The following is a 23,537-nucleotide window of genomic DNA, read 5'->3' as shown; positions in this document are numbered from 1 at the left end:
TTATTTGATACGATAAAACGCTTTATTTCATTTGACTTACGAGTTCGTATGTTTAGTGTATTAAGATTTTGTTTATAATTTCTTTTTAAATTTATTAAAAATAAAGACTAAAAAATATCATCAAATAATAACTAAAAAGTAAGATTATTTAAAAAAAATTACTATAATAGCCATTTTATTTTGTAAATTTATGTTTAAGGATCTATTGTGAGCGAGATAAAGTCCCTATTTTTCAGTATGACTTCGGCCGTCGTGTTACTCGTTATATTTGCGATCGGCAGCGGCGCGGCGACGATAATAGAAAGCTACTACGACACCAAAAGCGCGTGGGCGGCGGTTTACGGAGCGAGTTGGTTTGCTCTGGTGCAGGTGCTTTTGGGCATAAATTTAGTTTATAATATCTTCAGATACAATCTCTTTAGAAACGAAAAACTACCCGTTTTGATATTTCACCTTAGCTTTTTGTTTATGCTTCTTGGGGCCGCGATGACCAGATATATGGGCTTTGAAGGGACTATCCACATCAGAGAAAACGAAACCTCAAACGCCGTTTTCGAGTCTATCGCGAGAATAGAAATCGCCGCTGAAAAAGACGGTCAAATTTACTCAAATTCTATCCCTAAACAAATCACTTCTTTGGGTTCAAACGACTTTAATTTGCCGCTTGAAATCGACGGCAAAAAGGCAAATTTAAGCTTTGAAGGATATTACAAAAAAGCCCAAACCGAGTACTACGAAGCGGACAAGGGCGATCCTTTGGTGCGGCTGACCGTTTCTAGCAGCGATTCAAAAGAGGAGATAAGCCTGCAAGCGGGCGAAACTCGCGAAGTAGGCGGCGTTAGCTTTGCATTTGACGCGCAGCCTTTACTTGAAAATTTCGTCAAAATCGAGCTAAAAGACGGTAAATTTTACATCAACTCAAACCGAAATATCGAATACTTCACGATGACGACCAACGAAAAAGGCGAGTATCCAAAGGACAAAGAGATTGAGTTTTTGCCGATGCAGCTTTATACGGTTACGGATATAAATTTCGTCCCGAAATCCTTGCTGACAAAGGCCGCCAAGCGAGTCGTGAGCAAAAACGGCGAATTTGACGCGCTCGTGGCAAATTTGACCTTTGAAGGCCAAACGCAGCAGCTTATGCTATACGAAAACAGCTATATCCCCGCCAAAGCCAGGATTGACGGCGTGCTTTTTAACGTTTATTGGGGCGCGAAGATGGTCGAGCTTCCTTTTTCGCTCAAGCTAAACGACTTCGAGCTCAAGCGCTACCCGGGCTCAAATTCGCCGATGAGTTACTCAAGCGACATCATCGTCGAGGATGCCAGGAGCAAGGATTATCCTTATAAAATTTATATGAACCACGTGTTAGATCACGACGGATATAGATTTTTCCAAAGCAGTTACGACCAAGACGAGCTTGGCACCGTGCTGTCGGTAAACCGCGATCCGGGTAAAATTCCGACCTATGTCGGCTACTTTTTGCTGGGGCTGGGGCTGTTTTTTAATATCGTAAATCCTCGCTCGCGTTTTAGAAAACTATCAAAAATGATAAACGAAGACGCCGTGAAAAAAGTCGCGGGCTTTGCGCTGGTAACCTGTCTTACCGCATTTGCACCGAGCAAAACCTACGCGCTTGATAACGCTAGAAACATAGACGTAAATCACGCCAAAGAGCTCTCCACGCTGATCATCCAAAGCGCCGACGGTAGAATGAAGCCTTTTGATACGGTTGCAAGAGAAATTTTAAACAAAATCCACCGCAGCGACACTCTTGACGGCCTAAACGCAAATCAAGCCATACTTTCGATGATGGTAAACGCCCCGTACTGGCGCGAAGTGCCGATCATCTACGTCAGTAATAAAGAGCTAAAAAAGCTAATCGGCATAGACGAAAAGGCCAAATACGCGAGCTTTAATGACTTTTTCTCCAGCGAAGAAAACGGCAAAAGCGTCTATAAACTGGCCAAATTTGCCGAAGCCGCAAACCGCAAAATGCCGGGCGAGCGAGGCACCTTCGACAAAGACTTGCAAAAAGTGGACGAACGTCTAAATATCCTTTATATGGTGTTTGTCGGCGAAGTCTTTACTATGTTTCCGAAGATGGACGATCCAAACAACGCCTGGTATGCGCCGGCTTCGGCTATGATGTATTTTCCTAAAAACGAGAGCGAGCCTATCGGCAGGATGCTAAGAGATTATTTCGCCGGCGTAGCGGAAGCTAGCGAAAACAATAACTGGCGCCGAGCAAATCAAGCTCTAGCCGAGATAAAAACCTACCAACAAGAACACGGCAAAGCGGTCATACCTACCGAAAAACGCGTAGAGATGGAGCTATTTTTTAACGAATATAAAATCTTCGAGTCGCTCACGCCGATATATCTTTTGGCGGGATTTGGACTTTTATGCTTCGTGTTTGCCAAGATGGCAAGGCCTAAATTTAACATCAAATGGCTTTTTAGCATCGTCTACGGCGTAAATATTTTGGCGTTTTTACTACATACTTTCGGCATCGGCGTGCGTTGGTATATCGCCGAACACGCGCCGTGGAGCAACGCCTACGAGTCGATGATTTATATAGCTTGGGCGCTTAGCTTATCGGGTATCGTATTCTCGCGCCAAAGCCCGATAGCTATGGCGCTAACCTCGATTTTAGCGGGCGTTACGCTATTTGTAGCGCACCTTAGCTGGATGGATCCGCAGATCACCACTCTAGTGCCGGTACTTCAGAGCTACTGGCTAACGATCCACGTATCGGTTATCACGGCTAGTTACGGATTTTTGGGACTTTGCTCGCTGCTTGGTATGTTTACGCTCGTGCTTTTCGCCCTGCAAGGCGGCAAGGAGCACAAAGAAATTTCGCGAAATATCCTAGAAGCCACGCGCATAAACGAAATGGCGATGATACTGGGGCTTAGCCTGCTTACGATGGGAAATTTCCTCGGCGGCGTCTGGGCGAACGAGAGCTGGGGTCGCTACTGGGGCTGGGATAGCAAGGAGACGTGGGCGCTGGTTTCCATTTTAGTTTACGCAGCGGTTTTACACATCAGATTTGTTCCTAAGCTAAACAGCCAATACGCATTTGCCGTAACCTCTATGTTCGCCTACTGGTCGATCATAATGACCTATTTTGGCGTAAATTTCTACCTAAGCGGCATGCACTCATACGCCGCAGGCGAGCCGATACCGGTGCCGACTTTCGTATGGATGGGCGCGATTTTGATGATCTTGATCGCGGTTTTGGCGTATTTTAGAAAGCCTGCCAAAACGGTAAAACTGTGATGAATCAAACTCTGATAATAGCGATCTTGGCGGTGATTTTCTTAATAATCGTCGCCGCGCTGATTTTTCTCGTCGTAAAATTTAAACTCGGCGGCAAAACCGCCCAAAATGCGCCTGCAAAACAAGAAGAAAAAGAACTCACCCTACAAGATCTTATCGGCATCGTTAGCGATCAAAAAAGCGATAAAGACGATCTTTTAGCTGCCTTAAAGACATTTGCCGCCTCGTTTAATATCCCGTCCAAACAAAACGGCAAGTCCGCAAACGACGCAAAAGCTCACCTGAATTTCATCACGCTTTTAGCTTCCCACAAAAATGCCGACGCAAAGCTGATCGCCTTTATGAGCAACGAGCTAAAAAAGAAAAATCCCGAATACATAGCCGAAATAGACTATCACGAGCAGCTTGGAACCTCGCAAAGAAAGAAGTAAATTCGGCGTCAAATCCAAATTTCACAAATTTTCTTCGTCGCCATTTGTTTTCAAAGCAAGCGGCGACGTTAAATTTGACGCCAAAATCAAAACAATAAAAATTCGTATCCGTAAAATTTACTTAACCGAAAGCGACGCTTGGACGGATAAACGCAAGCTAAAATTTAAAGCTGCTTTGAAAGCGTCGTGGCGGCCTACTTCATAAACGGCAACTCAAATTTAACCCACTCGTAGTCAAGCCCGAATCTCACTAACGCCTCGTAGCAAATCGCGCTAAGAAGCCCCGCAAAAAGCCCCGCGACCATATCGTCGCCCATCACGCCAAGCCCGCCTTTTACATTTTTGTCGATTCGCCCGATCACGGATGGCTTCAGGATATCAAACACCCTAAAAAACAGGACCGAGAGCACAAACTGCACCGCCGTAGCGCCGCTGATAGAAATCGCCAGCCAAACACCCGCAACCTCGTCTATCACGATACTGCCGTGATCATGCACGCCGGTTTTAGCCTCGTAGTCGTCGATGACCCTGATACTAAACAAAAAAAGGCAAATCGACGCCAAAAACAGCGTGGAAGCGGGCAAAAACATCAAAATCCCGTAGGCTGCGACCGCGCCTGCCAGCGAACCCGCGGTGCCCGGAGCTTTGGGGCTTAACCCGGCGCCAAAAAACGTTAAAAATAACCTTTGCATAATTTTCCTTGCAATCAAATTTAAATCACGATCGGCGCATTTTCACTCGCCGATTTTTAGTGCGATTTTAGCAAATTTAGCTTGCAAATATCAAAATTCGGACGCTAAATTTGTGCCGAGTTCGGATATTTTCAAATTTGACGGCACAAATCGTTAAATTTGTTAGATTTTACAAACCCAAACTGCAAATTTTACTTTGTCTTTTTCGGCTCTCAAATTTATAGTTAAGCTCTTGCAAGGCAATCATCGCGGCAAATTTGGACTAAATTTTCCAAGCTGCAATACGAATTTGCCGATTTTATCGTGTGTATAAATTTAAAATTCACAGCAACGCCGTGCCGTATCGTCAAATTTACTTTCTCAAATTTTTATATTATTGATATTGCCGCAGTCTGCGACGCTTTGCTTGGTAATAAGCAAAGCAGTGTCGCTACCTTAAACGTGCAGTGAATGATGTGGATTTGGGCGTCTGCCGCTCTAGTAGCCGCTTCTTAAAATACGCTAGCCTGCGAAGCAAAGCAGACAAAGGTGCGGGTCTGCCTTTGGCAGCTCTTAAAGAAAATAAATCCAGTAGTGGCAAATACGGCGCATCTAAGCGCAAGGTAGCCGCAAAATATGAAGTAAAAAAGGCGACGCTCTACTTTAGTTTTACTGCAATTGCTACCGACGCTTCGCTCCGTGGTTACAAACAGAGCGTAAGTAGTTTTGCTTCGCCTCACATTATGCGTTAGCAGCTTTTTCAAAAAACGCCTAGCCGCTTAGCGGCAGAGCTATCCCCGGCTTCTAACTCTACTGCACGTTTTATGAGAGCGACCTGTCGCTATCTCGTAACGAGTGAAGCGGTCTCAAGCTCGATAGAGCGATGGTAGCGAACGTAGTGAAGCTAAAGTTTAAAGTTAAACAGGTGCGATAGCGCTAATGTGCCGCACGTTTTTAAATTCGGCAGGGCTAAATTTAGAAATTTATTTCCAAGTCCGAGGCACTTTGCTTGACAATAAGCAAAGCTATCTCACAACCGTAAAAGTATCGTCAATGAAAGAGATAAAGGGAGCGGGGAGCTCTTTTTGTATCGTTGCTCGCTTTGTGCTTGCAACTCTCAAAGAGAGCGCCGGCGGAGCGTAATTTAATCCCATTTCCTTATAATAAAGCAAAAAACAACTTCAAACGGTTGCTTTTACGCAAACAAGCCAAAATACAAAACTCTAAATTTGACCGAATCAAATTTAGAGTTTTTGCGGTGCGGGTTCGGGCGATCTAAATTTAAAATAAAGCTAAAAATATGGCGCAAATTTTACAAATTTAAAATGCGCCCAATTTATCGCTTAAATTTATACCGCTTGCGTAAATTTGACACCGCCCGGCGGCGACAAATTTATATCCCCCTAAACGCCGTTTTTGCCTTTTCCAGATCGTTTTCGTCCGGGTGACTCGCGGCTCTGGCCCATCTGGCTTCGCGCTCCGGCGTTATGGTATAACGCGGATCGTTTGGCATCGTCTCGCCCATTTTTCTAAGCTGCTCAATGATTTTAGGATCGATCGCACCTTGGCAGTAAAACTCGCGTAAAATCTCATTGCCTCCCTCTCGCAAGACGACTTTGACTTTTTCTAGACAGTTTGCCGCATGCTCATGCTGGGGATCCATACCAAGCGTCATAAAAACGCCCGTTTTTTTATCTTTTATCTGACTTAAAAAGTGCTTGAAATTAGGTTCCGCATCGCCTTTATCGACATAAAATCCAACTACAATAAAGTCGTATTCGTCTAAATTTAGGCTAAAATTTTCGTCAAATTTAACCGCCTCACAGCCAAGCTCCTGTGCGATAGCATGCCCGACTTTGGCAGTGTTGCCCGTCAAGCTTGAGTAAATAACTATTTTTTTCATTCAAAATCCTTATGTGCGATATTTCCTACTTCGGTAGCGATCGAGTTGCCCCAAAATACGCCGTCCGTCGTATAGTTTAAAAAGCCGTTTTCTATGCTCATATAGCCCTTGTTTTCACATTTTTTGAAAAATTCCGTAAGCTCGTCAAAGGTCGCGTCGCTAACAAAGCTTTTTACGCGCGCAAGCTCGATTTTAGGGTATTGAAAGAGGCTCTTTAGCCGTCCTTCGGCGCGCTGTTTGTCGTTTGTTTTGCTTATCATTTGCATATTCTCTTTAGCGTTATAAATGCCATAACAGCCAAGGTGTCCGCCTGCGCCCTTGCCTAGAGGCAAGATATCTGCGCCCTCGTGACTGAGGCGGATGTATTGATAGCGGTCACGCCCGATACGGTTAAATTTGGTGTATTCTAACACCTCATAGTTGCCGGTTCCCAGTAGCTTTTCGACGAATGCGTTGTGTAGTTTGTGTTCGTGCTCTACGTCGTAATAATCCTGCGAAATGCTCTTTGCGAGTTCGGATTTGTCAAAGAGCTGAAGCGAATAAAAGCTAGTGCTATCAATGCTTAGCTCATCTACGAGTCGTGCGTCTTCCAGCACCTCTTCCAGCGTCTGCTCGGGGTAGTTAAAGATGATGTCGGTACAGACCATACCGCTAAAATTTTGCCTGATCATTTGCAAGTGTTCTATAGCGCCTTTTTTGCCTTGGACGCGGTTTAGCAGCTTGCGGCCTCTATCGGAAAACGTCTGCACACCGATACTGAAACGATTTACGCCTAAGCTCTCTAATAGCCGCAATTTGCTTAAATTTAGATTATGCAGCGTGCTCTCCAAGCTAAATTCGCAATCCGCCGCGATGTTAAATTTTGATCTAATCGCATTAATGATGGGTTCTAGGTGACGCTCTTTTAATATCGTCGGAGTTCCGCCGCCAAAATATACGCTGCGGATATTTTTTGCTTTTAGATACTGAAATTTTCCGTATTTTTCTATCTCGCCTAAAAGATATTTCGTGTAATCGTCCAGTTCGTCTTCCAGCTTGGTGCGATACATCGAGCAAAACGAACAGATATTATCGCAAAACGGCACGTGAATATAGATCACGCCGTCTTTTTGCGTAGGCAGTTCTTCTTCTAAAAATTTCTCCACTTCGGCGCTGGTCGCCATCTCTACTTTTCTGGAGCGAGCAGGCCCCGCATGTCCTTTTTGTCTGGTTTTAAACATTTTATTTCTCCGTTTTAAATTCGTAAGGTTTGGTTATTATACAATGTGAAATATTTTTTAACACTTTAATTTCTAACTCTTTTGTTATTTTTACCGCTTCGTCTTTAAAAATTTTATTTTCTCCGCGCACGGCGATTATTTTTATTTCGCCGTCAAATTTAAAATCCACTTCGACTTTAAATGTCCCGTTTAGCCGCAACATCAACGCCTTTTTCGGATACTTGGCTTCAGGTTCGCGCACTACCTTAAATCCTACGCCGTCTTTACATACGCTTGCGTCTCTGGCTCCGTCGCTACTTTGCTGATTGGTTTCTTTTGCGGGAGCCGGAATTGAGCTGGGTTGCTCGGCGGGTAAAATTTGAGTCGGCACAGGAACGGGCTCAAATTTAGGCTCCTCTTTAACAACTTGCACCGGCTTTGGCGAGATTTGCTTTTTTGTTTTCGGCTTTGGCGGTTGTTTTTTTTGCTCCTTTGGTTTTTTGGGCTCTATCGGCTCGGGTTTGGGCTCCGGCTCTAAAATTTCAGGCTCCTCGGGCATCGGTTCTTCGGGCTCGGGCTCAAATTTAACCGGCTCGGGCGGCGTCTCTTGCGGTATTTCAAGCGGCTCGGCGCTTTGAGGCGGGATGTATTCCCTCATCTCTTTGCTAGGCTCGTCTCGCGTCAAATTTAGCTTTATGCTTATTGTCTCTTGAGGCTTCTCGCTCTCTATCTGGCGAGAGTTTAACGGCAAGAAAAGTAGAGCCAAATTTAAGATTAACGAGACTAGAAAATAGCGCATTATTTGTTCAGCATCTCGTAAAATTTATCTATGGCTTCGCCTATGCGAGGCGTTCCTCGAAGTAGCAACGAGGATGGCACGATGAGTATTTTGTCGTTTTTCGCGGCGGTCGTTTTTTTAAGCACCGGATTTTGTTTTAAGAAATTTTCACCGTCGCCGCCCATACCGCCGACAACGATGATGTAGTCCGGATCTTGCGTCAAGATAAACTCGGTCGAGACTATCGGAGTCGAGCCCTCTAGATTGTCGGCGATGTTTTTTAGTCCGAGTTTGTTAAAGATGTCGCCGGGGAGCGTCTTTGAGCTAAAGCCCGTAAGCGGCGTCGAGGAAAATACGCCCAGTATCTTTTTGCCTTTTACTTCGCTGTTTGCAAAAGAGTCGATTTTTGATTTTATCTCGCTTACGACCTCGCTTGCTTTTTGTTCTTTGCCGGTTATTTTACCGATTTCTTCGATATTTTTGTATATATCCTCAACCTTATCGGCTTTTAGAGATAGCGTTTTTAGGTTAAATTTAGCAAGGCTTTCGTTTACGTTTGCCGAATGGAAGCTCGTGACCACAAGATCCGGTTTTAGCTCGAAGATTTGCTCGATGTTGGGCTTTGTATAGGTTCCTACGCTTTTTAGCTTTACGGTCTGATCCTCGGGCCAAATTTTAGAAAACTGAAGCGTGGAGATCGCAACCAGCTGATCTTGCGCACCTACCATATAAACCATCTCAACGACGGAAGGGTCTAGCACGACTAGTCTTTTGGGCGCGTTTTGAGCGGTCAAATTCGTCAAAAGACAACTAAGGGTAAGCAAAAATGCAACGATTTTTTTCATAGAAAATCCTTTCAAATTTTGATTTTTGATTCAGTAACCTTATCATCTTGTGGGCGCTACGAAAGGCGTTCCGTTATGTTCTAAAATTTCGCAGTTTAATCCGTAAATTTCATATAAAATTTCTTTCGTAAAAAGCTCTTTTGCCGCTCCTGCGTGGCGTATCTCGCCGTCTTTTAGCATTATAAGTTTGTCGCAAAACATAGCGGCTAAATTTAGATCGTGCAGCACGGCTACTGAGAGTAATTTTAGCTCCCTGGTTAAATTTTCGCAGATTTTTAGCATCTGAACTCCGTAGCTTAGATCCAGCGCGCTAGTAGGCTCGTCAAGAAGCAAAATTTTAGGCTCGCTAACAAGGGCTCTAGCCAGCAATACCCGCTGAAATTCGCCGCCGCTTAAAGAGTGGGCGCTGCGTTTTGCAAATTTTTCTACGTCAAGCAGGCGCATGATCTCGTATGTCTTTTCGACGTCGTTTGCGTCATATCCGCTAAACTGGCTTTTTAGATGGCAAAATCTACCCATCAGCACGATATCCTCGACCGTAAGAGGCATATTTAAAATCGTTTTTTGCGGCACGAAGCCTAAAATTTTGGCTAGCTCTTTTAGCGAATAATCCTCCAGTTTTTTGTTTTTCAGCGTTATTATGCCGCTATTTGGGGATAAAATTTTTAGGATATTTTTTAAAAGCGTGGATTTACCGCAGCCGTTTGGGCCTAAAATCCCTACGAATTCGCCATTTTTAAAGTTTAAATCTATATTTTTCAGTATCTCTTTTTTGCCGTAGCTAAAGCATAGTTCGTTTATTTTCACTTTATATGCTCCTGCTTGAACGGATAGCTAAAAATAGAAAAAACGGAGCTCCGAAAAACGCCGTAACTACGCCGATAGGCACTTCCGTAGGGCTTAGGACGCTTTTGCCTATCGTGTCACAGGCCAGCAAGAAAAACCCGCCCGCAAAGGCGCTAATGGGTATCAAAACGATGTTGCTCGAGGTTTTTAGTATCATGCGCAGCGTATGCGGGATGATGAGTCCCACAAAGCCTATCATACCCGTAAACGCGACCGAAAACGCTACGGCTAAAGATGAAACGATGAGCAGGCGTTTTTTTATCTTTTCTACGTCCACGCCCAGGCTTTGAGCCTCTTCGTCGCCGCTTAGGATGACGTTTAGCTCAAAACGTTTAAAGTAAAAATACGCCATAGATAGCACGAGAGGAACGCTGATGTAGGTGATTTTCCCCCAGTTTGCCGAGCCCACGTAACCCATCATCCATGCTACTATCTTAAAGCTATCCTCGCCGATGAGGTAGGTCGCAAAGCTCGTAAATGCGCCCAAAAACGATGAAAATGCGATACCGATGATAAGAAGCGTGGCGATGGATTTGCCTTTTTTAGAGAGCTTAAAAATGAGCACGGAGAGTATCGCCGCGCTAAAAAAAGCAAACACTCCGTAGTAAAAATCGGGCAATTTTAAAAGATAAGCCGCCACGGCGCCAAAGGTCGCGGCGGAGGCGATACCGATGATGTAAGGGTCTGCTAGCGGGTTTAAAAATACGCTTTGCACGACGACGCCCGAGCTTGCCAAAAGCATGCCGATTAAAAAGGCCATTATGACGCGCGGCAAGCGAATCTCAAGCAAGATCGTCTCTTTTATCTCGTCTATCTCGCCGCCGCTTGCAAATTTGATTATATCTTGCCACGAGATATCGGCCCCGCCAAGACTAAGCGAAAATATAAAAAGCGATACGGTCAGCGCCGCTAAAACTACCCCGACTCTATTTTTAGTAAGCATACTTAAACTCTACGTAGTAATTTCTGTCGCGCGCGGGAACGTTTATGTCGATGTCGTATTTTTTATCCATCAAATTTTTCACGCCCGCAGCCACGGTAAAGCCTTTTAGCGGCCCGTAGCTAACGCCTAGATCGACCGTGGTTTTGCTATTTACTTTTTTATACGAAGCCGTCTTGTGACTGGAGCCGTATTTTATATCGGTCAAAATTTTAAATTTACTAATCGGCTCATAATCTATGCCCAGTATAAATTTACTCTTTTGCACGTAAGGAATTTCTTTGCCTTTGTCTGCGCCGGAGGAAATTTTAGCCTTTACGTAAGAAAAAGTCTGACTAAGCCTTAGGCTATCTAACAGGTATTGCTCCGCATATAGCTCCGCGCCGTAGCGTCTGGTTTTGGTTAGGTTGTAGTATCTCCAGCCGTCGCCGATATTCGGCCCTAGGGTTTGTCTGCCTATTTCGTCTTTGGTGTCGGTTAAAAATAGCGTCGCGCTGATAAATTGACCCCAAATTAAATCTTTAACGCCGGTTTCGTAGGTCTGATAAACTTCCGATTTTAGATTATTTATACGGTATGTCGTGCGGTTTATCTTGTCTATTAGCTGCACCGGCGTAGGAGATATGAAGCCGCGTTCAAATTTAAAATACAAATTTCCGCTATCCGAATATTTAAAATTCGGCGTTATTTCGTAAGCGTAGTTGTTGTTTTTCTTATTTCCTCGCATAGGCATACCCGCTACCTGAAAAACCTTCCTGCCTCTTATTCTTTTTTGATTGCTAAAGATATCGTAGTTCGCGTTCTCGTATCTGGCCCCGGCGCTAAGCGAGAAAATGTCGGTAAAATCATGCGTTTCTAAAAAATAAAACGAGTGCGTTATTTTTTCGATATCGTAGATATAGTTAAATCTCATAGGTCCGGTTGCAAAGTCTAAAAATCTATCGCCCGTGTTTTTTTGATAGTCGTAGCCGCCGATAAAATTTCCGCTACCGTATTTATATTTGGCCTTGAAATTCGCTCCGTATTTTTTATCGTTAAATTTAGAGTCGTCCAGCGTCGTTTCTATTTTTTGATAAAACGGCGTAACGCTGGCTTCTATTTTTTCGAAATTTACGCTGTAATCCCCGCTAACCCCTACTCTTTTTAGTAGGTTCGAGGAGTTTGAGCCCTTGCCCGCGCTTCTTCTATTTTGAGCCAGTTGGGCCTTGGTCGGACTTGGAGAGATGCTTTGCTTTTCTTTGTAGTAGCTTGGATTTATTGATATGCTTTGAAAATCCGAAATTTTATAGGTTAGACCCAGACTTGCGTATTTGCCGTCGATCTCGCCGCCGTATCTATAGGTATTTTCTTCAAAACCTTTTATGTTAGCTTTTAAAAATAGTCGTTCGGCTATAGTGCCGCCTACGTTTAAATTTAAGTCTTTATAGCCGTAGGAGCCGAATTTACTCGAGACACCCGCGTAAAAATCTCTAGGCTTGGTCTTCGTGATAATGTTTATGACACCGCCCCTAGTGCCGTTGCCGTAGAGCACGGCTCCGCCGCCCGGGATTATCTCCACTCGCTCGATGTCTTCGATAGGGATTAGATTTACTCGCACGGGGTTTGGCGTAGAGTCGATCATATTCATCGCGCCTACGCCGTTAACCAGCACTTTGACGGCGATGTTGGATTGATTGCCTTGGCCGCGCATATCTACCGTAGCGCCCGCGCCCCAGTTTATAAAGCTAACTCCGGCAGCTTTATCTAAAATTTCCTCCAAATCGCGGTATCCGCGGTTTTTCACGTCCTCTTGAGTTATGACCGTCACGTTTCTAGCCTCGTCTTTTAGCGCGCTTTCAAAGCCAGTTGTCGTTACGACCGTGGCGTCCAGTCTCGTGGCGTTATTGTCTGCTGCACAGAGATTCAGGCTTGCTATCAGCGAAAGCGCGATAGCCTTTAGACCTGATTTAACAATCATCGTTTTCTCCTTGGGTTAAATTTGTAGAAGGATAAAATTCGATTCATTTTTATCCTTTGGGTTTTTTCTTGATGTTTAGCTCGACGTTTTGCGTGCCGCTATCTTTTAAGATAGAGATCAAATTTACAACCTCGCCGTAGTTTATCGCTTCATCCGCGTTTAGTTTTATGCTCTCTTTTTGTTTCGGGGTTAAATTTGCGATTTCTTCGCTTAGATTCGTCAAATTTAAGCTTTTTTGCTCGCCGTTTATACTCAAAAGTACTTCGCCGTTAAGCAGATAAAAAACCTCAACGTTTTTCTTATCTTCTTCGTTTAAATTTGATGCGCTTTGAGGTAGGGCGATGTCGATGTGGGCGAATTTGTTAAAAGAAGTAGTAAGCATAAAAAACAGCAAAAGCACAAATATAACATCGATCAAATTTAGCATCGAGATGCCGGTATGTTTGCCCTTATCCCTGCGGACATATCTCACAGCTTCTCCTTTCAAAACTGCGTCCAAACAGGCTCATAATGCGGTTTAGATCGTTTAGGATGAAATCTATCTTCTTGCTGATCATCAGATAAAATATCACGCAAGGTATCGCTACGATAAGCCCGAAAGCCGTAGTGTAAAGCGCCTCCGAGATGCCGACTGCCACGAGCGGCGCGTCCACTCCGCCGCTAAGTCCGCTAAAGGCCTTTATCATACCCACTATCGTGCCAAGCAGGCCTAGCTGCGGACTCGCGCTCGCGCAAAGCCCTAGTATCCACGTGCGCTTCTCAAGCGAGGTTAGCTGCATAGATACGGCCTCCTCGGCGATGTAGTCGATCTGCGTTTTACTCGCGCCCTCGCCTAAATTTTGGGCCACGAAAAGCGCGGTTTTAGCAAGCGAGTTTTTGTATCTTTTGCAAAATTCCTTGATTTTTTCGTAATCGCCCTCTAAAATCAGATTACAAAGCTTGATCTTAAACGAGCTGGTAGCGTCTATTTCGATAAATAAAAAATACACGCCCTTTTCAAGCAACACCGCAACGCCAAGCACCGACAGGAAAAATATCGGCCACATAAAGATACCGCCGACTTCTATATACTCAAACATTTTAGTCCTAATATTAATTATCAAAAGCGATTTATTATACAGATATAATTATTAATTAATGATAAAATTTAGAGCATTTTTTTAATATTTTAAAATAAAATTTTAATATTTTTTCCATTATCGTTATCGATGCGCGCTATTTTTATCGAGTTAAGTAGAACTCGGTATGCGGTAAAGCGCGGATAAATCGATATTATTACTGCATTGATAACCACGTTTTTCAGGCCACGAGATACCGTTTGCGCTTTTGTAAAATAATATAAAACCTCACCCCGGTTTTTCTTTTTATTACTTTCTTGCTTGTTTGAATGAATTTTGGCCCTTAATAAGAGCGATTTTGCGTTTCGTATCCGGCGAATTTTATTGTCGCATCAAATACATATCGTCCGTCCGGCAGTAAAGATCGCATATCTTACCGCCAAAAGATGCTTGCGTTCTAAATAAAGAAAACAAGCAAGGATGGCGATAAAATTTAAGGTAAACCGGCCTTAATAAAAGCCGGTTTGTAAAATTTTAATAGGTATATTTAAACTCTACGTAGAAATTTCTTTCCGGAGACGGATAATAAACACCCTTTGCCCTACTATCATAATATGAATAGTATTTTTTATCAAAGAGGTTTTTGATGCCGCCGGATACGGAGAAATTTTTGGTAAATTTATATTTTGCAGAGATATCTACCAGGGTCTTTGCGCTCATATATTCATAGTTGTTGTTTAAAACTTTAGAATAGTTTCTTAGGCTCGCATATAAGTTAAGAGCCTTGATCGGTGCATAATCGACGCCCAAAACGATTTTTCTTTTCGCTACGTAAGGTATCGCTAACGTTACTTCTTTACCTTTCCTGTTAAATGTGGCTTTTGAGTTTACGTAGCTGAAAGACTCGGTGAGTTTTAGCTTGTCGTCAAATAAAATTTGCTCTGCGTAAAGCTCTAATCCGCTACGTTTGGCTCTGTCTAAATTTATATATTCTCGTTCGAATATCCTTTGATTAAGCCCGTGTTCAGGTTCTTTCCATTTTAAAAATATCATATCTTTGGTATAGGTTTTAAATACCGTAGCGCTAAAGAATTGATCGAAAATAGTGTCTTTTATGCCTATTTCGTAACTTCTAAAAGTCTCCGGCTTTAGGTCGTTAAATTTAAATTCGGTATGGTTGCCTACTTTTACGACGTCGACAAGCTCTTGAGGGGACGGAGATACAAAGCCTTTTTCAAATTTAAGATAAATATTTCCGGTATCGGAATATTGAAAATTCGGAATCACATCAAAGGCGTGACTGTTAGTATGTTTGCTTTGATTAAAAGCAGGTCTTTTGTTGGCTTTGCTTTCGGGTCTTTTTACGTCGTATAAAGCCCTTTCGTATCTAGCTCCGCCGCTAAGAGAGAACCAATCGGTAAAATTGTGTTTTTCGACAAGGTAGATAGAGTGTATCGTTTTGCCGAGCTCATCGCCTTGGGACAATTTATCGAATATATCTTCGTAATCATACCCGAATACTAATTCTCCACTGCCGTATTTGAACCTATTTTTCAAATTCGTTCCGTATTTTCTGTCGCTAAATTTGGTTTGATAAGGTCGCTTTTTGCCGCCCGGTAATGCGAGTTCGCCTTTTTGAATATATTTCGTTTTTAAATAATACGGCATTATGCGCGTTTGAAAGTTGTCGCTAAAATCGATCGAATAGTCGATACTAAGATCGGTTTTGGTATATTTTTGCGGATCTTGAGTTTTGCCGGACTGCCTTCTGTCTTGCTCGACTTGTCGCAATGTGAGCGGACCGCTTTGGTTTTTAGTTTTTTGAGAATAATAACTAGGAGTAATGGCGATATTTTGTTTATCGTTTATTTGATAATTTAACGCTCCGCTAAAATAGTGTCCCGTATTTTTTTCTTCTTTTCTGTAACTTTTCGAGTCAAAGCCTTTTGCGCTAAATCTTAAAAACAGATCTTCTCTAACGGGTCCGCCTATGCTAAAAGCGACATCGCGGTAATCATACGATGCAAGTTTGCTTGAAGCGTTTACATAAAATTTGCTCGGCTTTTTCTTTGTGATGATATTTATCACGCCGCCGGTCGTTCCGCCGCCGTAAAGCACCGATCCGCCGCCGGGGATTATCTCTATTCTCTCGATATCTTCAACTGCGATGAGGTTAAAAGGCGTCGTAATGTTGCCATGGCCGGCTTTTAATACGTTTAAATCCATTCCGTTTATCAGCGTCCTGACATTTGTTTTAGCATAGCTGCCCTGCCCCCTCAGGTCTATTTCTTCGGCGCCGAATTCTCCGGAATTTCTTATATAAATGCCGGGCGTTCTTTCAAGAACTTCCGTCACGCTCGTATAGCCGCGATCCTTGATCTCTTCCGAGGTTATTATATAGACGTTTTTGACTTCGTCTTTTAGAGGTGTTTCAAAACCTGTCGAAGTTATGACGGTCTTTTCAAGCTTTGTGTTTTCTTCATCGGCTGCATATAAATTTACAGCAACAATTAAAGACAGGATGCAAGCTGCACTTTGATGTCTACTCCATGGATTTTTCTTCATCTTTACTCCTTAAAAAATATTTGCTTCATATACGAAATTAGTAAGCGCGAATACACACATATAAATACAGATTATAATATGCTGAAATGTTATAATTTTATTCCTTAATCGATAATTAAAATTGATATCCAAGTAATATAAAATAAACATAAAACAACCGACAAATAATCGATAAAGATAAGCCAGCCTTTTAAAATTCGAAATTCTAAAAATAACTTTTTGCAGCTGCTTTATGTTGCAATTTATGAGTAACTAGTATTTTTATGTTACAAATAGTAACAATTAATCATTTTATTTTACTCAAACGCCCGTTTCGTATTTCGTAAATTTTATCCGCTGCGTCAAAATACGCATCATCGTGGCTGATGGCAAATATCGTATATCCTTGCTGCTTGAGTTCGCCAAGAAATTTTTCGTAAAAGAGTTTTCTAAATTCGGGGTCTTGATCCGCCGCCCACTCGTCAAGTATCAAAAATTTACGTTTTTCAAGCAAGGCCGCCACCATCGCAAGACGTTTTTTTTGCCCTTGAGATAAATTTAGCGTGCTAAAAATTCCATCTTTGACGCTGACTTTTTTATCCAGAACCATTTTTTTGAGTAGTTCGTCTATGAGTTCGTCGTCGTCGCTAAGCACCTCGTCAAATAGATAAAAATCGCTAAATACCGCACTTATCGTATTGGCATAGCTTCTTAGATTGTCTTTTGTTATCCGCACGTCATCTACAAACATCTCTCCGTTTTTGGTTTGCAAAAGCCCTGCTAAAATCATAAAAAGCGTCGATTTTCCGCTCCCGTTTTTCCCTATCAAAAATACCGTTTCGCCTCTGTTTATTTCCAGATTGATGTCTTCGAGTTTGAAATCGCCGGTTTCATCGTAAGCGAAATTGATATTTTTAAGGCTTAGCTTTTGCCACATTTGCGGCACCGTCTCGCCGAGCTCAAATTCTTTTTTGTATTCCGTCAAATCAAGCTTTTTGATGCGCTCATAGGCTATGCGTGAGCGAAAAATGCTCGGAACCGAATAAAGCAGCATCATTAGCGGCGCACGCAAAAACAAGATCGCTAAAGCTACGGTGATGGCATCTTGTAAATTTGCCATATCGTATGCTAAACAAAAATATAACACCACGCCGATAGCTCCGAGCATAATGGAGTTAAGCCAGTTGCTCATAAACGATTGATAAATTTCCGCCTTTATAATATTTTTGCGCAGATCCAAGGCGTTTGGAAGAAAGCGGTTTTCATAAAGCTCTCGCGCTCTTATGAGATTTAAGCTAAGCTCCCTATGGCCTTCGATGCTTGTTTGATAGTCTTTGTAGAGCGTATCTTCGTCTTTTCTATAAAGTTCGTAGTATTTATTGATATTTTTGATCGATTTTCGGCAAATGACTACTCCTATAGCCATCCAAACGATCAAAAATAAGCAAATTTCATACGAGATATAGCCTATATATAAACAGGCGGCGATGACGATCAGTCCGCCTTGGATGATGCTTGGAACTTGCATAAAACCGTTTGTCAGACTGTTTATATCGCTTGATAAAGAAGCGATGAGTTTTGATTTACCGATAGTGTTTATTTGCTGGTTCGAGGTGTCTAAAATTCTTTTTATAATCTTTGCTCTAAGCTCGAAGATAAAGTCGTTTCCGATGACCGAAAGCGCGATGCGAGATAAGATGGAAAAGCCTAAAAATAGCGCCAAAAGCACAAAAAACCAGAGCAGGATTTGGACATTTTGCTCTTTTAAACTTAAAAGATATTTATTGATAAAAGCAAGTATGAGTATGCTCGAACCGCTGTATATAACGCTCGAGGCGATCATTGCTGCGATTTGCAAAATCATTTTTTTCGATATTTTTTTTAACATAGCAATCTCTTATTCTAAAATCAAATTTGATTATGATACCGATTGTTTTATAAATTTTAAATTTATTGGCATATTTTTTAAATTGCGCTAAAATAAAATTTTTATTTAAGGACACATGTGCAAACGATCGATGAAATTATTACCGCTACTTACGAGATCAAAAAATCGACCTTTTTAAGCTTTTTATGCCCCGTCTCCGAGTTTAAAGCCCTGCACGAGCGGCTAAAAGCGGAGCATCCGAAGGCCGCGCACGTAGTGTGGGCATATAGGGAGCTAAACGGCTACGGCCAGGTCGTCGAAAATCAAAGCGACGACGGCGAGCCAAAGGGCACTAGCGGGCAGCCCTCGCTAAACGCGCTTAGAGGTGTCGAGCTCATAGATGCGGGCGTACTTATCGTGCGATATTTCGGCGGGATAAAGCTAGGCACAGGAGGCCTCGTGCGAGCATACGCAGCGGCGGTAAATGCGGCGATCGGCGCGGCACAGCTGAGCGGGCGACTGGTTAAATTCGAGATAAAATCGCCTTGCATATTTTTCGTGCCGTTTGTCTTAAACGCGCGCTTTGAGCACTATTTTGAAAAGCGAAATTTAGCGTTTTTGCGCGAATTTAACGAAGAAGGCGCGATCTGGCGAGCGAAGTTTAACGGCGGAGAATTTGACGAATTTTATGCATTTGCAAACGCGTTTGAGCGGGAGGGTTTTAAATTTTACGCCATTGCGTTATCTGCAAAAGGCGAAATTTATAACGAAACGTTTTAAGATAAATATGTGCAAATTTGCAGGTATGAAAAGCGGCTTTGCGAACGTGATCGCAGGAATTTTGAGTTCATCCAAAGCTATCTTTAAAAGCGCGAGGGACGAAATTTTAAAATACGGCGGTTTTAAAATTTCACTTTTTCGAAAGTAAAATTTTTATGGTTTTCTCGGATTGTTTTACGGCCCAGGCGTTAAATTTTAGCGGCGTCAAGGCCGTTTTTTCGGATATACCAAATTTGCCTAGAGATATTTCACGCTGAATTTATACTAAAACTTTATAATGCCGTCAAAATTTAGTTCAAAGGATAAAAATGACAAAAGGCATTTTTAAGAAAACGGCGATAGCCGGAGTTTTGGCGGTGTTTTTGGGATTGTTTTTCAATTTACAAGGGGAACAGATGGATACGAAAAACCAAGCGAAAGATACGATGGGAAAGAAAACTATCGTGCTCGCGGGAGGGTGCTTTTGGGGGACGCAGGCTTATTTAAAACAGCTTCCGGGTGTGCTTAAAACCGAGGTAGTGTATGCAAACTCAAAGCAAGTAAATCCAAGCTACAAAGACGTGAGCTACGGCGATACGAATGCCGCCGAAGCCGTTTATGTCGAGTATGACGAATACACGATTGATTTAAAGCATTTGCTAACATATTTTTTCAAAACAATCGATCCGACCAGTATAAACAAGCAGGGCAACGACAGGGGAAGCCAATATAGAAGCGGGATATATTTTACCGATAAGGCCGACGAAGCCGAGATACTTGCTTTTGTCAAAGAGCAGCAAAAAAACTATAAAAAACCAATAGTTACCGAAGTAATGGCCCTTGAGAATATGTATAAGGCCGAAGAATATCATCAGGATTATTTGGATAAAAATCCAAACGGTTACTGCCATGTAACCTTTGACAGCTTGCCGAAAAAAGGTGAAATTTTAAGCGATAAAAAACGCCCGAGAGATGAAATGAAACAAAATTTGCAAAATTATACGAACAAAGACGATAAGACGCTAAAAAGCGAACTAAGCGCGATGTCCTATGACGTCGTGAAAAACGCCGCTACCGAGCGTCCTTACAGCAGCGAACTAAACGATGAGGATAGAGTGGGAATTTATGTCGATATCACAAACGGACAACCGCTTTTTAGCTCTTACGATAAGTATGATGCGGGCTGCGGCTGGCCGAGCTTTACTAAGCCTATCGATATGAGTTTGGTCAATGAAAAGATCGATCTGTCGCACGGAATGGTCAGAACCGAGATCAAGTCCAAGATGTCCGATTCGCACTTGGGGCACATTTTTAACGACGGTCCGAAAGATAAAGGCGGAATGAGATACTGCGTAAACGGTGCTGCGCTCAAATTTGTGCCTAAAGAAGAGATGGCGGCGAAAGGATACGAGTATCTGATCCCATATCTAGACGCACAGTATGCTGCTAAATAAGGCTTGCCTTTTTCCTTTATACATCGTTGGATTTAAATTTTACTCGGTCACTACCGACAAGGTAGCTCCCGCCCTTAAATTTAAATCCGCCTCGTCTAAAGAAAAAATACTTCGCCTTAATTTTTTACGTTCAAATTTGAAGTCAAATTTGGCTAAATTTGTAAATTTGACTTCAAATTTTACGCACCGAGACCCGCATCTTGAAAACGTGAATTTAAAAACGTGCGGCGCGTAAGCGCTATCGCACCTGCTTAACTTTAGCTTCACTACGTTCGCTACCGTCGCCCTACGGGCTTAAGACCGCTTCGCTCATAGCTGCTTCCCCAAAAGCTGCGAGCCGTAGGCGAAGCAAAGCCCCTTCCTCTCCCAAAGAAAAAGAGAAAAGTGGACATAGAAGGGGGTTTTAGGTCGCACAAGAAAAAGCTTAAATTTTTGAGAAGTCAAAATACATAGGGCTAAAATTTGATGAAGCCAAATTTTAGCCCTTAAAGGTTCTGGTCTCGGAGCGTCAAATTTAAAAATTTATTCAAATTTATTAAGGCAAATTTAAATCTGCGCGAAACACGGCAGTTTCTTTCGTGGTGTGGGGTGGGAATTCTTGCGGGGGGGGGGCTGCTTTGCATATGTCGGCAGGGTGTAATCAGAAGTCCTTGTCCCCCTAAAAAGGAATTTGAGAGATTTAAATTCGGTTGAAATTTATTCTTTATGCTCTTTTAGCGCCTTTATCCCTTCGCACTCTTTTAGTTCTGCAAAATCGGCGTGTAGTTTTTCGTGGATTTTAAAAATTTGTACGCCGACGTCGGTAAAATCGCGGTAATAATCCTTAAAAATGGGGTCGCTTTTTGACATCTCGATAAAATTTTTAACCAGCTTGCCCGCCTCTTTTACCATATTTACTATCAGTTCATCGTTTTTTGTAGTAAATTATTTAAAATAACTTCTCTCATTAGCATTCGCTCCTCATACTGCTACATTCGCATCTATTTGCTTTTATATTGAGCTATTTTTTCACAGTAGTGAATGATATGGATAAATATTATCATAGAAATATTTATCTCATTCTTAAGAAACAATATGCAGCAGTAAAATTGAAAAATATGTCGGCATTTTCGTAGCACGAACCTTTGCGAGCAAATTTAAACAGCTGCTAAAAAAGATAAGCGACAAAAATTTATTCAAATTTAAGTAAGTCAAACCGAGTTAAATTTGCCGCTTAAATTCGGCGGACGTCAAATTTGCCCGCCAAATCAAAAACTAAAATCAAAATTTAAGCCGTCGCTCCCTCGTTCATCGCGGCGTATTCCTCAAAGGTTCCCTTAAAATCGACGACCTCGCCGTTTCCTTTGAGGTGGATGATGCGGTTAGCGAAGGCGTCGATGAGCTCCCTGTCGTGGCTCACGCAGATGACGTTGCCGACGAATTTATACAGCGCCTCGCCTAGAGCGATGATGGCTTCGAGGTCTAGGTGGTTGTTTGGCTCGTCTAGCACGAGCAGGTTGCCGCGCTCTAGCATCAGGCGGCTTAGCATCAGGCGGTGTTTCTCGCCGCCGCTTAGGCTGCCGACTGATTTTTCCTGCTCGGCGCCGCTAAATAGCATCCTGCCCAGGCACTTGCGGATCTCGTCCAGGTCCTTGTTGTTTTCGTCTTGCAGCCACTCGTAGAGCCTCAGCTCGCCGGTGATTTTGTTTGTCGTGTCCTGCGCGAAATAGCTAGGCTCTATCGTCGCGCCCACGTGCACGTCGCCGCTATCCGGAGCGACCTCGCCGATGATGATTTTAGCCAGCGTGCTTTTGCCTACGCCGTTTGCGCCGATGATGGCGACTTTGTCGTTCTTTTCGAGTTTGAAGCTAAAATTTTCAAACAAAACCTTGTCGTATGTTTTACTGATGCCGCGCACTTCCAGGATCTCGTTGCCGATGTCGCGTTTGGTGCGGAAAAGTATGCTAGGATCGCGTCTGCTTGATACCTTGATCTCCTCGATGTCGAGTTTGTTTAGCTGCTTTTGGCGGCTCGTGGCTTGGCGGGCTTTGCTTGCGTTTGCCGAGAATCGTGCGATAAATTTCTCCAACTCCTCTTTTTCTTTTAGCTTTTTGTCGCGCTCCATCTCGTGCTGTTTGGCTACGAGCGTCGAGGCGATGTACCAGTCGTCGTAGTTGCCCGCAAACTGCCTGATTTTCTTAAAATCCACGTCTAGGATGTGCGTGCAAACCGCGTTTAAGAAGTGGCGGTCGTGGCTGATTAGCACCATCGTGCCCTCGTGGCGGTTCAGCTCGTTTTCCAGCCACTTTATGCTATCGATATCAAGGTTGTTGGTGGGCTCGTCGAGAAATAGTATATCCGGCTTTGGAAATAGCACTTGAGCGAGCAGGACTTTAAATTTATCCGAGTTTTCGACCTCGCTCATCGGCTTTTCAAAGTCGCTAAAGCCAAGCGAGCTTAGGATTTTTTCGATGCGCACCTCATACTCGTAGCTAGGATCCTCCTCTGCGTTTATCATCTCAAGCTGCGCTAGGCGGTCATTTACGGCATCTGTGAATTCTTCACTCATATAGAGTTTTTCTTTTTCTTTGACTGCGTCATAGAGGCGTTTGTTGCCGTATAGCACGGCGTCCTTGACGCTAAAGTTTTCAAACGCGAACTGATCTTGTCCTAGCACGCCCACCCTTAGCCCATTTTCGATGACGATCTCGCCGCTGTTTGCCTCTATCTCGCCTGCAAGGATTTTTAGAAACGTCGATTTTCCCGCGCCGTTTGCGCCGATGAGTCCGTAACGGTTGCCGCGCGTGAGCTTTAAATTTACGTCCTCAAAGAGTAGCTGCACGTTAAATCTCATCAACAAATTTTTTACTTCAAGCATATTTATCCTTAAATTTTACTTTTAAAATCCCCGATTGTGCCAAAAAATCGTTTAAAATCAGTATAAACGTTTGCGAAAGGACAAAAACTATTTTAAACAAAAATGTGATAAAATGATTTGAATTTTAGAGAAACGGAGTTTTT

At 42.9% G+C, this 23,537-nt stretch carries 20 protein-coding genes; 6 read left to right on the top strand and 14 right to left on the bottom strand.

The features are described 5' to 3' along the window. The first annotated feature begins 207 nt into the window (after positions 1-207). Positions 208-3,285, top strand: coding sequence for a cytochrome c biogenesis protein CcsA (ccsA, locus tag CRECT_RS03465; RefSeq protein ID WP_002944364.1), 3,078 nt, complete (start codon positions 208-210; stop codon positions 3,283-3,285). Further along, complete coding sequence (locus CRECT_RS03460; protein WP_002944389.1) at positions 3,285-3,716, top strand: hypothetical protein; 432 nt, start codon at positions 3,285-3,287, stop codon at positions 3,714-3,716. Before ccsA ends, CRECT_RS03460 begins: the two co-directional genes overlap by 1 nt. Before the next feature lie 194 nt (positions 3,717-3,910). Here the strand turns inward: CRECT_RS03460 and CRECT_RS03455 are convergent, their stop codons facing one another. Then, the gene (locus CRECT_RS03455; RefSeq protein ID WP_002944378.1) at positions 3,911-4,408 is read right to left on the bottom strand and encodes a phosphatidylglycerophosphatase A family protein; all 498 of its coding nucleotides are present in this window, start codon (positions 4,406-4,408) and stop codon (positions 3,911-3,913) included. 446 nt (positions 4,409-4,854) lie between these two features. On the opposite strand from CRECT_RS03455, the gene CRECT_RS03450 reads away from it, so the two are divergent. Continuing rightward, on the top strand, positions 4,855-5,139 hold the full coding sequence (locus CRECT_RS03450) for a hypothetical protein (RefSeq protein WP_157752371.1): 285 nt from the start codon (positions 4,855-4,857) through the stop codon (positions 5,137-5,139). A gap of 641 nt (positions 5,140-5,780) precedes the next feature. Here CRECT_RS03450 and CRECT_RS03445 read toward each other — a convergent pair. From CRECT_RS03445 to CRECT_RS03395, 11 genes are all read right to left on the bottom strand, one after another. After that, complete coding sequence (locus tag CRECT_RS03445; protein WP_002944488.1) at positions 5,781-6,290, bottom strand: flavodoxin family protein; 510 nt, start codon at positions 6,288-6,290, stop codon at positions 5,781-5,783. Then, positions 6,287-7,510, bottom strand: coding sequence for a radical SAM protein (locus tag CRECT_RS03440; protein WP_002944396.1), 1,224 nt, complete (start codon positions 7,508-7,510; stop codon positions 6,287-6,289). The genes CRECT_RS03445 and CRECT_RS03440 overlap by 4 nt, the downstream gene beginning before the upstream one ends. 1 nt (position 7,511) lies before the next feature. Then, complete coding sequence (locus CRECT_RS03435; RefSeq protein WP_002944377.1) at positions 7,512-8,288, bottom strand: hypothetical protein; 777 nt, start codon at positions 8,286-8,288, stop codon at positions 7,512-7,514. Beyond that, on the bottom strand, positions 8,288-9,112 hold the full coding sequence (locus tag CRECT_RS03430; RefSeq protein WP_002944475.1) for an ABC transporter substrate-binding protein: 825 nt from the start codon (positions 9,110-9,112) through the stop codon (positions 8,288-8,290). Before CRECT_RS03430 ends, CRECT_RS03435 begins: the two co-directional genes overlap by 1 nt. A 42-nt stretch (positions 9,113-9,154) precedes the next feature. Further along, positions 9,155-9,919 (bottom strand): ABC transporter ATP-binding protein, encoded by a 765-nt coding sequence (locus CRECT_RS03425; RefSeq protein WP_002944342.1) that lies wholly within the window; start codon positions 9,917-9,919, stop codon positions 9,155-9,157. Position 9,920: 1 nt separating this feature from the next. Beyond that, a complete protein-coding gene (locus CRECT_RS03420) occupies positions 9,921-10,901 on the bottom strand; it encodes a FecCD family ABC transporter permease (protein WP_002944480.1) in 981 nt (326 codons plus the stop codon). After that, positions 10,891-12,855 (bottom strand): TonB-dependent receptor, encoded by a 1,965-nt coding sequence (locus CRECT_RS03415; RefSeq protein ID WP_002944326.1) that lies wholly within the window; start codon positions 12,853-12,855, stop codon positions 10,891-10,893. Before CRECT_RS03415 ends, CRECT_RS03420 begins: the two co-directional genes overlap by 11 nt. Before the next feature lie 49 nt (positions 12,856-12,904). Beyond that, a complete protein-coding gene (locus tag CRECT_RS03410; protein WP_002944421.1) occupies positions 12,905-13,327 on the bottom strand; it encodes an ExbD/TolR family protein in 423 nt (140 codons plus the stop codon). After that, complete coding sequence (locus tag CRECT_RS03405) at positions 13,305-13,934, bottom strand: MotA/TolQ/ExbB proton channel family protein (RefSeq protein WP_002944397.1); 630 nt, start codon at positions 13,932-13,934, stop codon at positions 13,305-13,307. Before CRECT_RS03405 ends, CRECT_RS03410 begins: the two co-directional genes overlap by 23 nt. Before the next feature lie 513 nt (positions 13,935-14,447). Beyond that, on the bottom strand, positions 14,448-16,478 hold the full coding sequence (locus tag CRECT_RS03400) for a TonB-dependent receptor (RefSeq protein ID WP_002944462.1): 2,031 nt from the start codon (positions 16,476-16,478) through the stop codon (positions 14,448-14,450). Between the two features lie 286 nt (positions 16,479-16,764). Beyond that, entirely contained in the window at positions 16,765-18,345 is a 1,581-nt protein-coding gene (locus tag CRECT_RS03395) for a cyclic peptide export ABC transporter (protein ID WP_124850430.1), read from the bottom strand. A gap of 117 nt (positions 18,346-18,462) precedes the next feature. On the opposite strand from CRECT_RS03395, the gene CRECT_RS03390 reads away from it, so the two are divergent. From CRECT_RS03390 to msrA, 3 genes are all read left to right on the top strand, one after another. Beyond that, positions 18,463-19,104, top strand: a complete 642-nt coding sequence (locus CRECT_RS03390; protein ID WP_002944496.1) for an IMPACT family protein — start codon at positions 18,463-18,465, stop codon at positions 19,102-19,104. A 7-nt stretch (positions 19,105-19,111) separates the two neighbouring features. Continuing rightward, the gene (locus CRECT_RS03385) at positions 19,112-19,252 is read left to right on the top strand and encodes a hypothetical protein (RefSeq protein WP_002944435.1); all 141 of its coding nucleotides are present in this window, start codon (positions 19,112-19,114) and stop codon (positions 19,250-19,252) included. A gap of 160 nt (positions 19,253-19,412) precedes the next feature. Next, positions 19,413-20,537: a peptide-methionine (S)-S-oxide reductase MsrA gene (msrA, locus tag CRECT_RS03380; protein ID WP_002944415.1), complete on the top strand. Its 1,125-nt coding sequence runs from the start codon at positions 19,413-19,415 to the stop codon at positions 20,535-20,537. Between the two features lie 696 nt (positions 20,538-21,233). On the opposite strand, the gene CRECT_RS03375 is transcribed toward msrA, so the two are convergent. Next, the gene (locus tag CRECT_RS03375; RefSeq protein WP_002944414.1) at positions 21,234-21,428 is read right to left on the bottom strand and encodes a hypothetical protein; all 195 of its coding nucleotides are present in this window, start codon (positions 21,426-21,428) and stop codon (positions 21,234-21,236) included. Positions 21,429-21,804: 376 nt separating this feature from the next. Continuing rightward, the gene (locus CRECT_RS03370) at positions 21,805-23,394 is read right to left on the bottom strand and encodes an ABC-F family ATP-binding cassette domain-containing protein (RefSeq protein ID WP_002944370.1); all 1,590 of its coding nucleotides are present in this window, start codon (positions 23,392-23,394) and stop codon (positions 21,805-21,807) included. Positions 23,395-23,537: the final 143 nt, after the last annotated feature.

The sequence above is a fragment of the Campylobacter rectus genome (assembly GCF_004803795.1).
Classification (GTDB): Bacteria; Campylobacterota; Campylobacteria; order Campylobacterales; family Campylobacteraceae; genus Campylobacter_A; species Campylobacter_A rectus.
The sequence above is the reverse complement of the archived record's forward strand: the minus strand, read 5'-3'. Positions and strand labels throughout refer to the sequence as shown.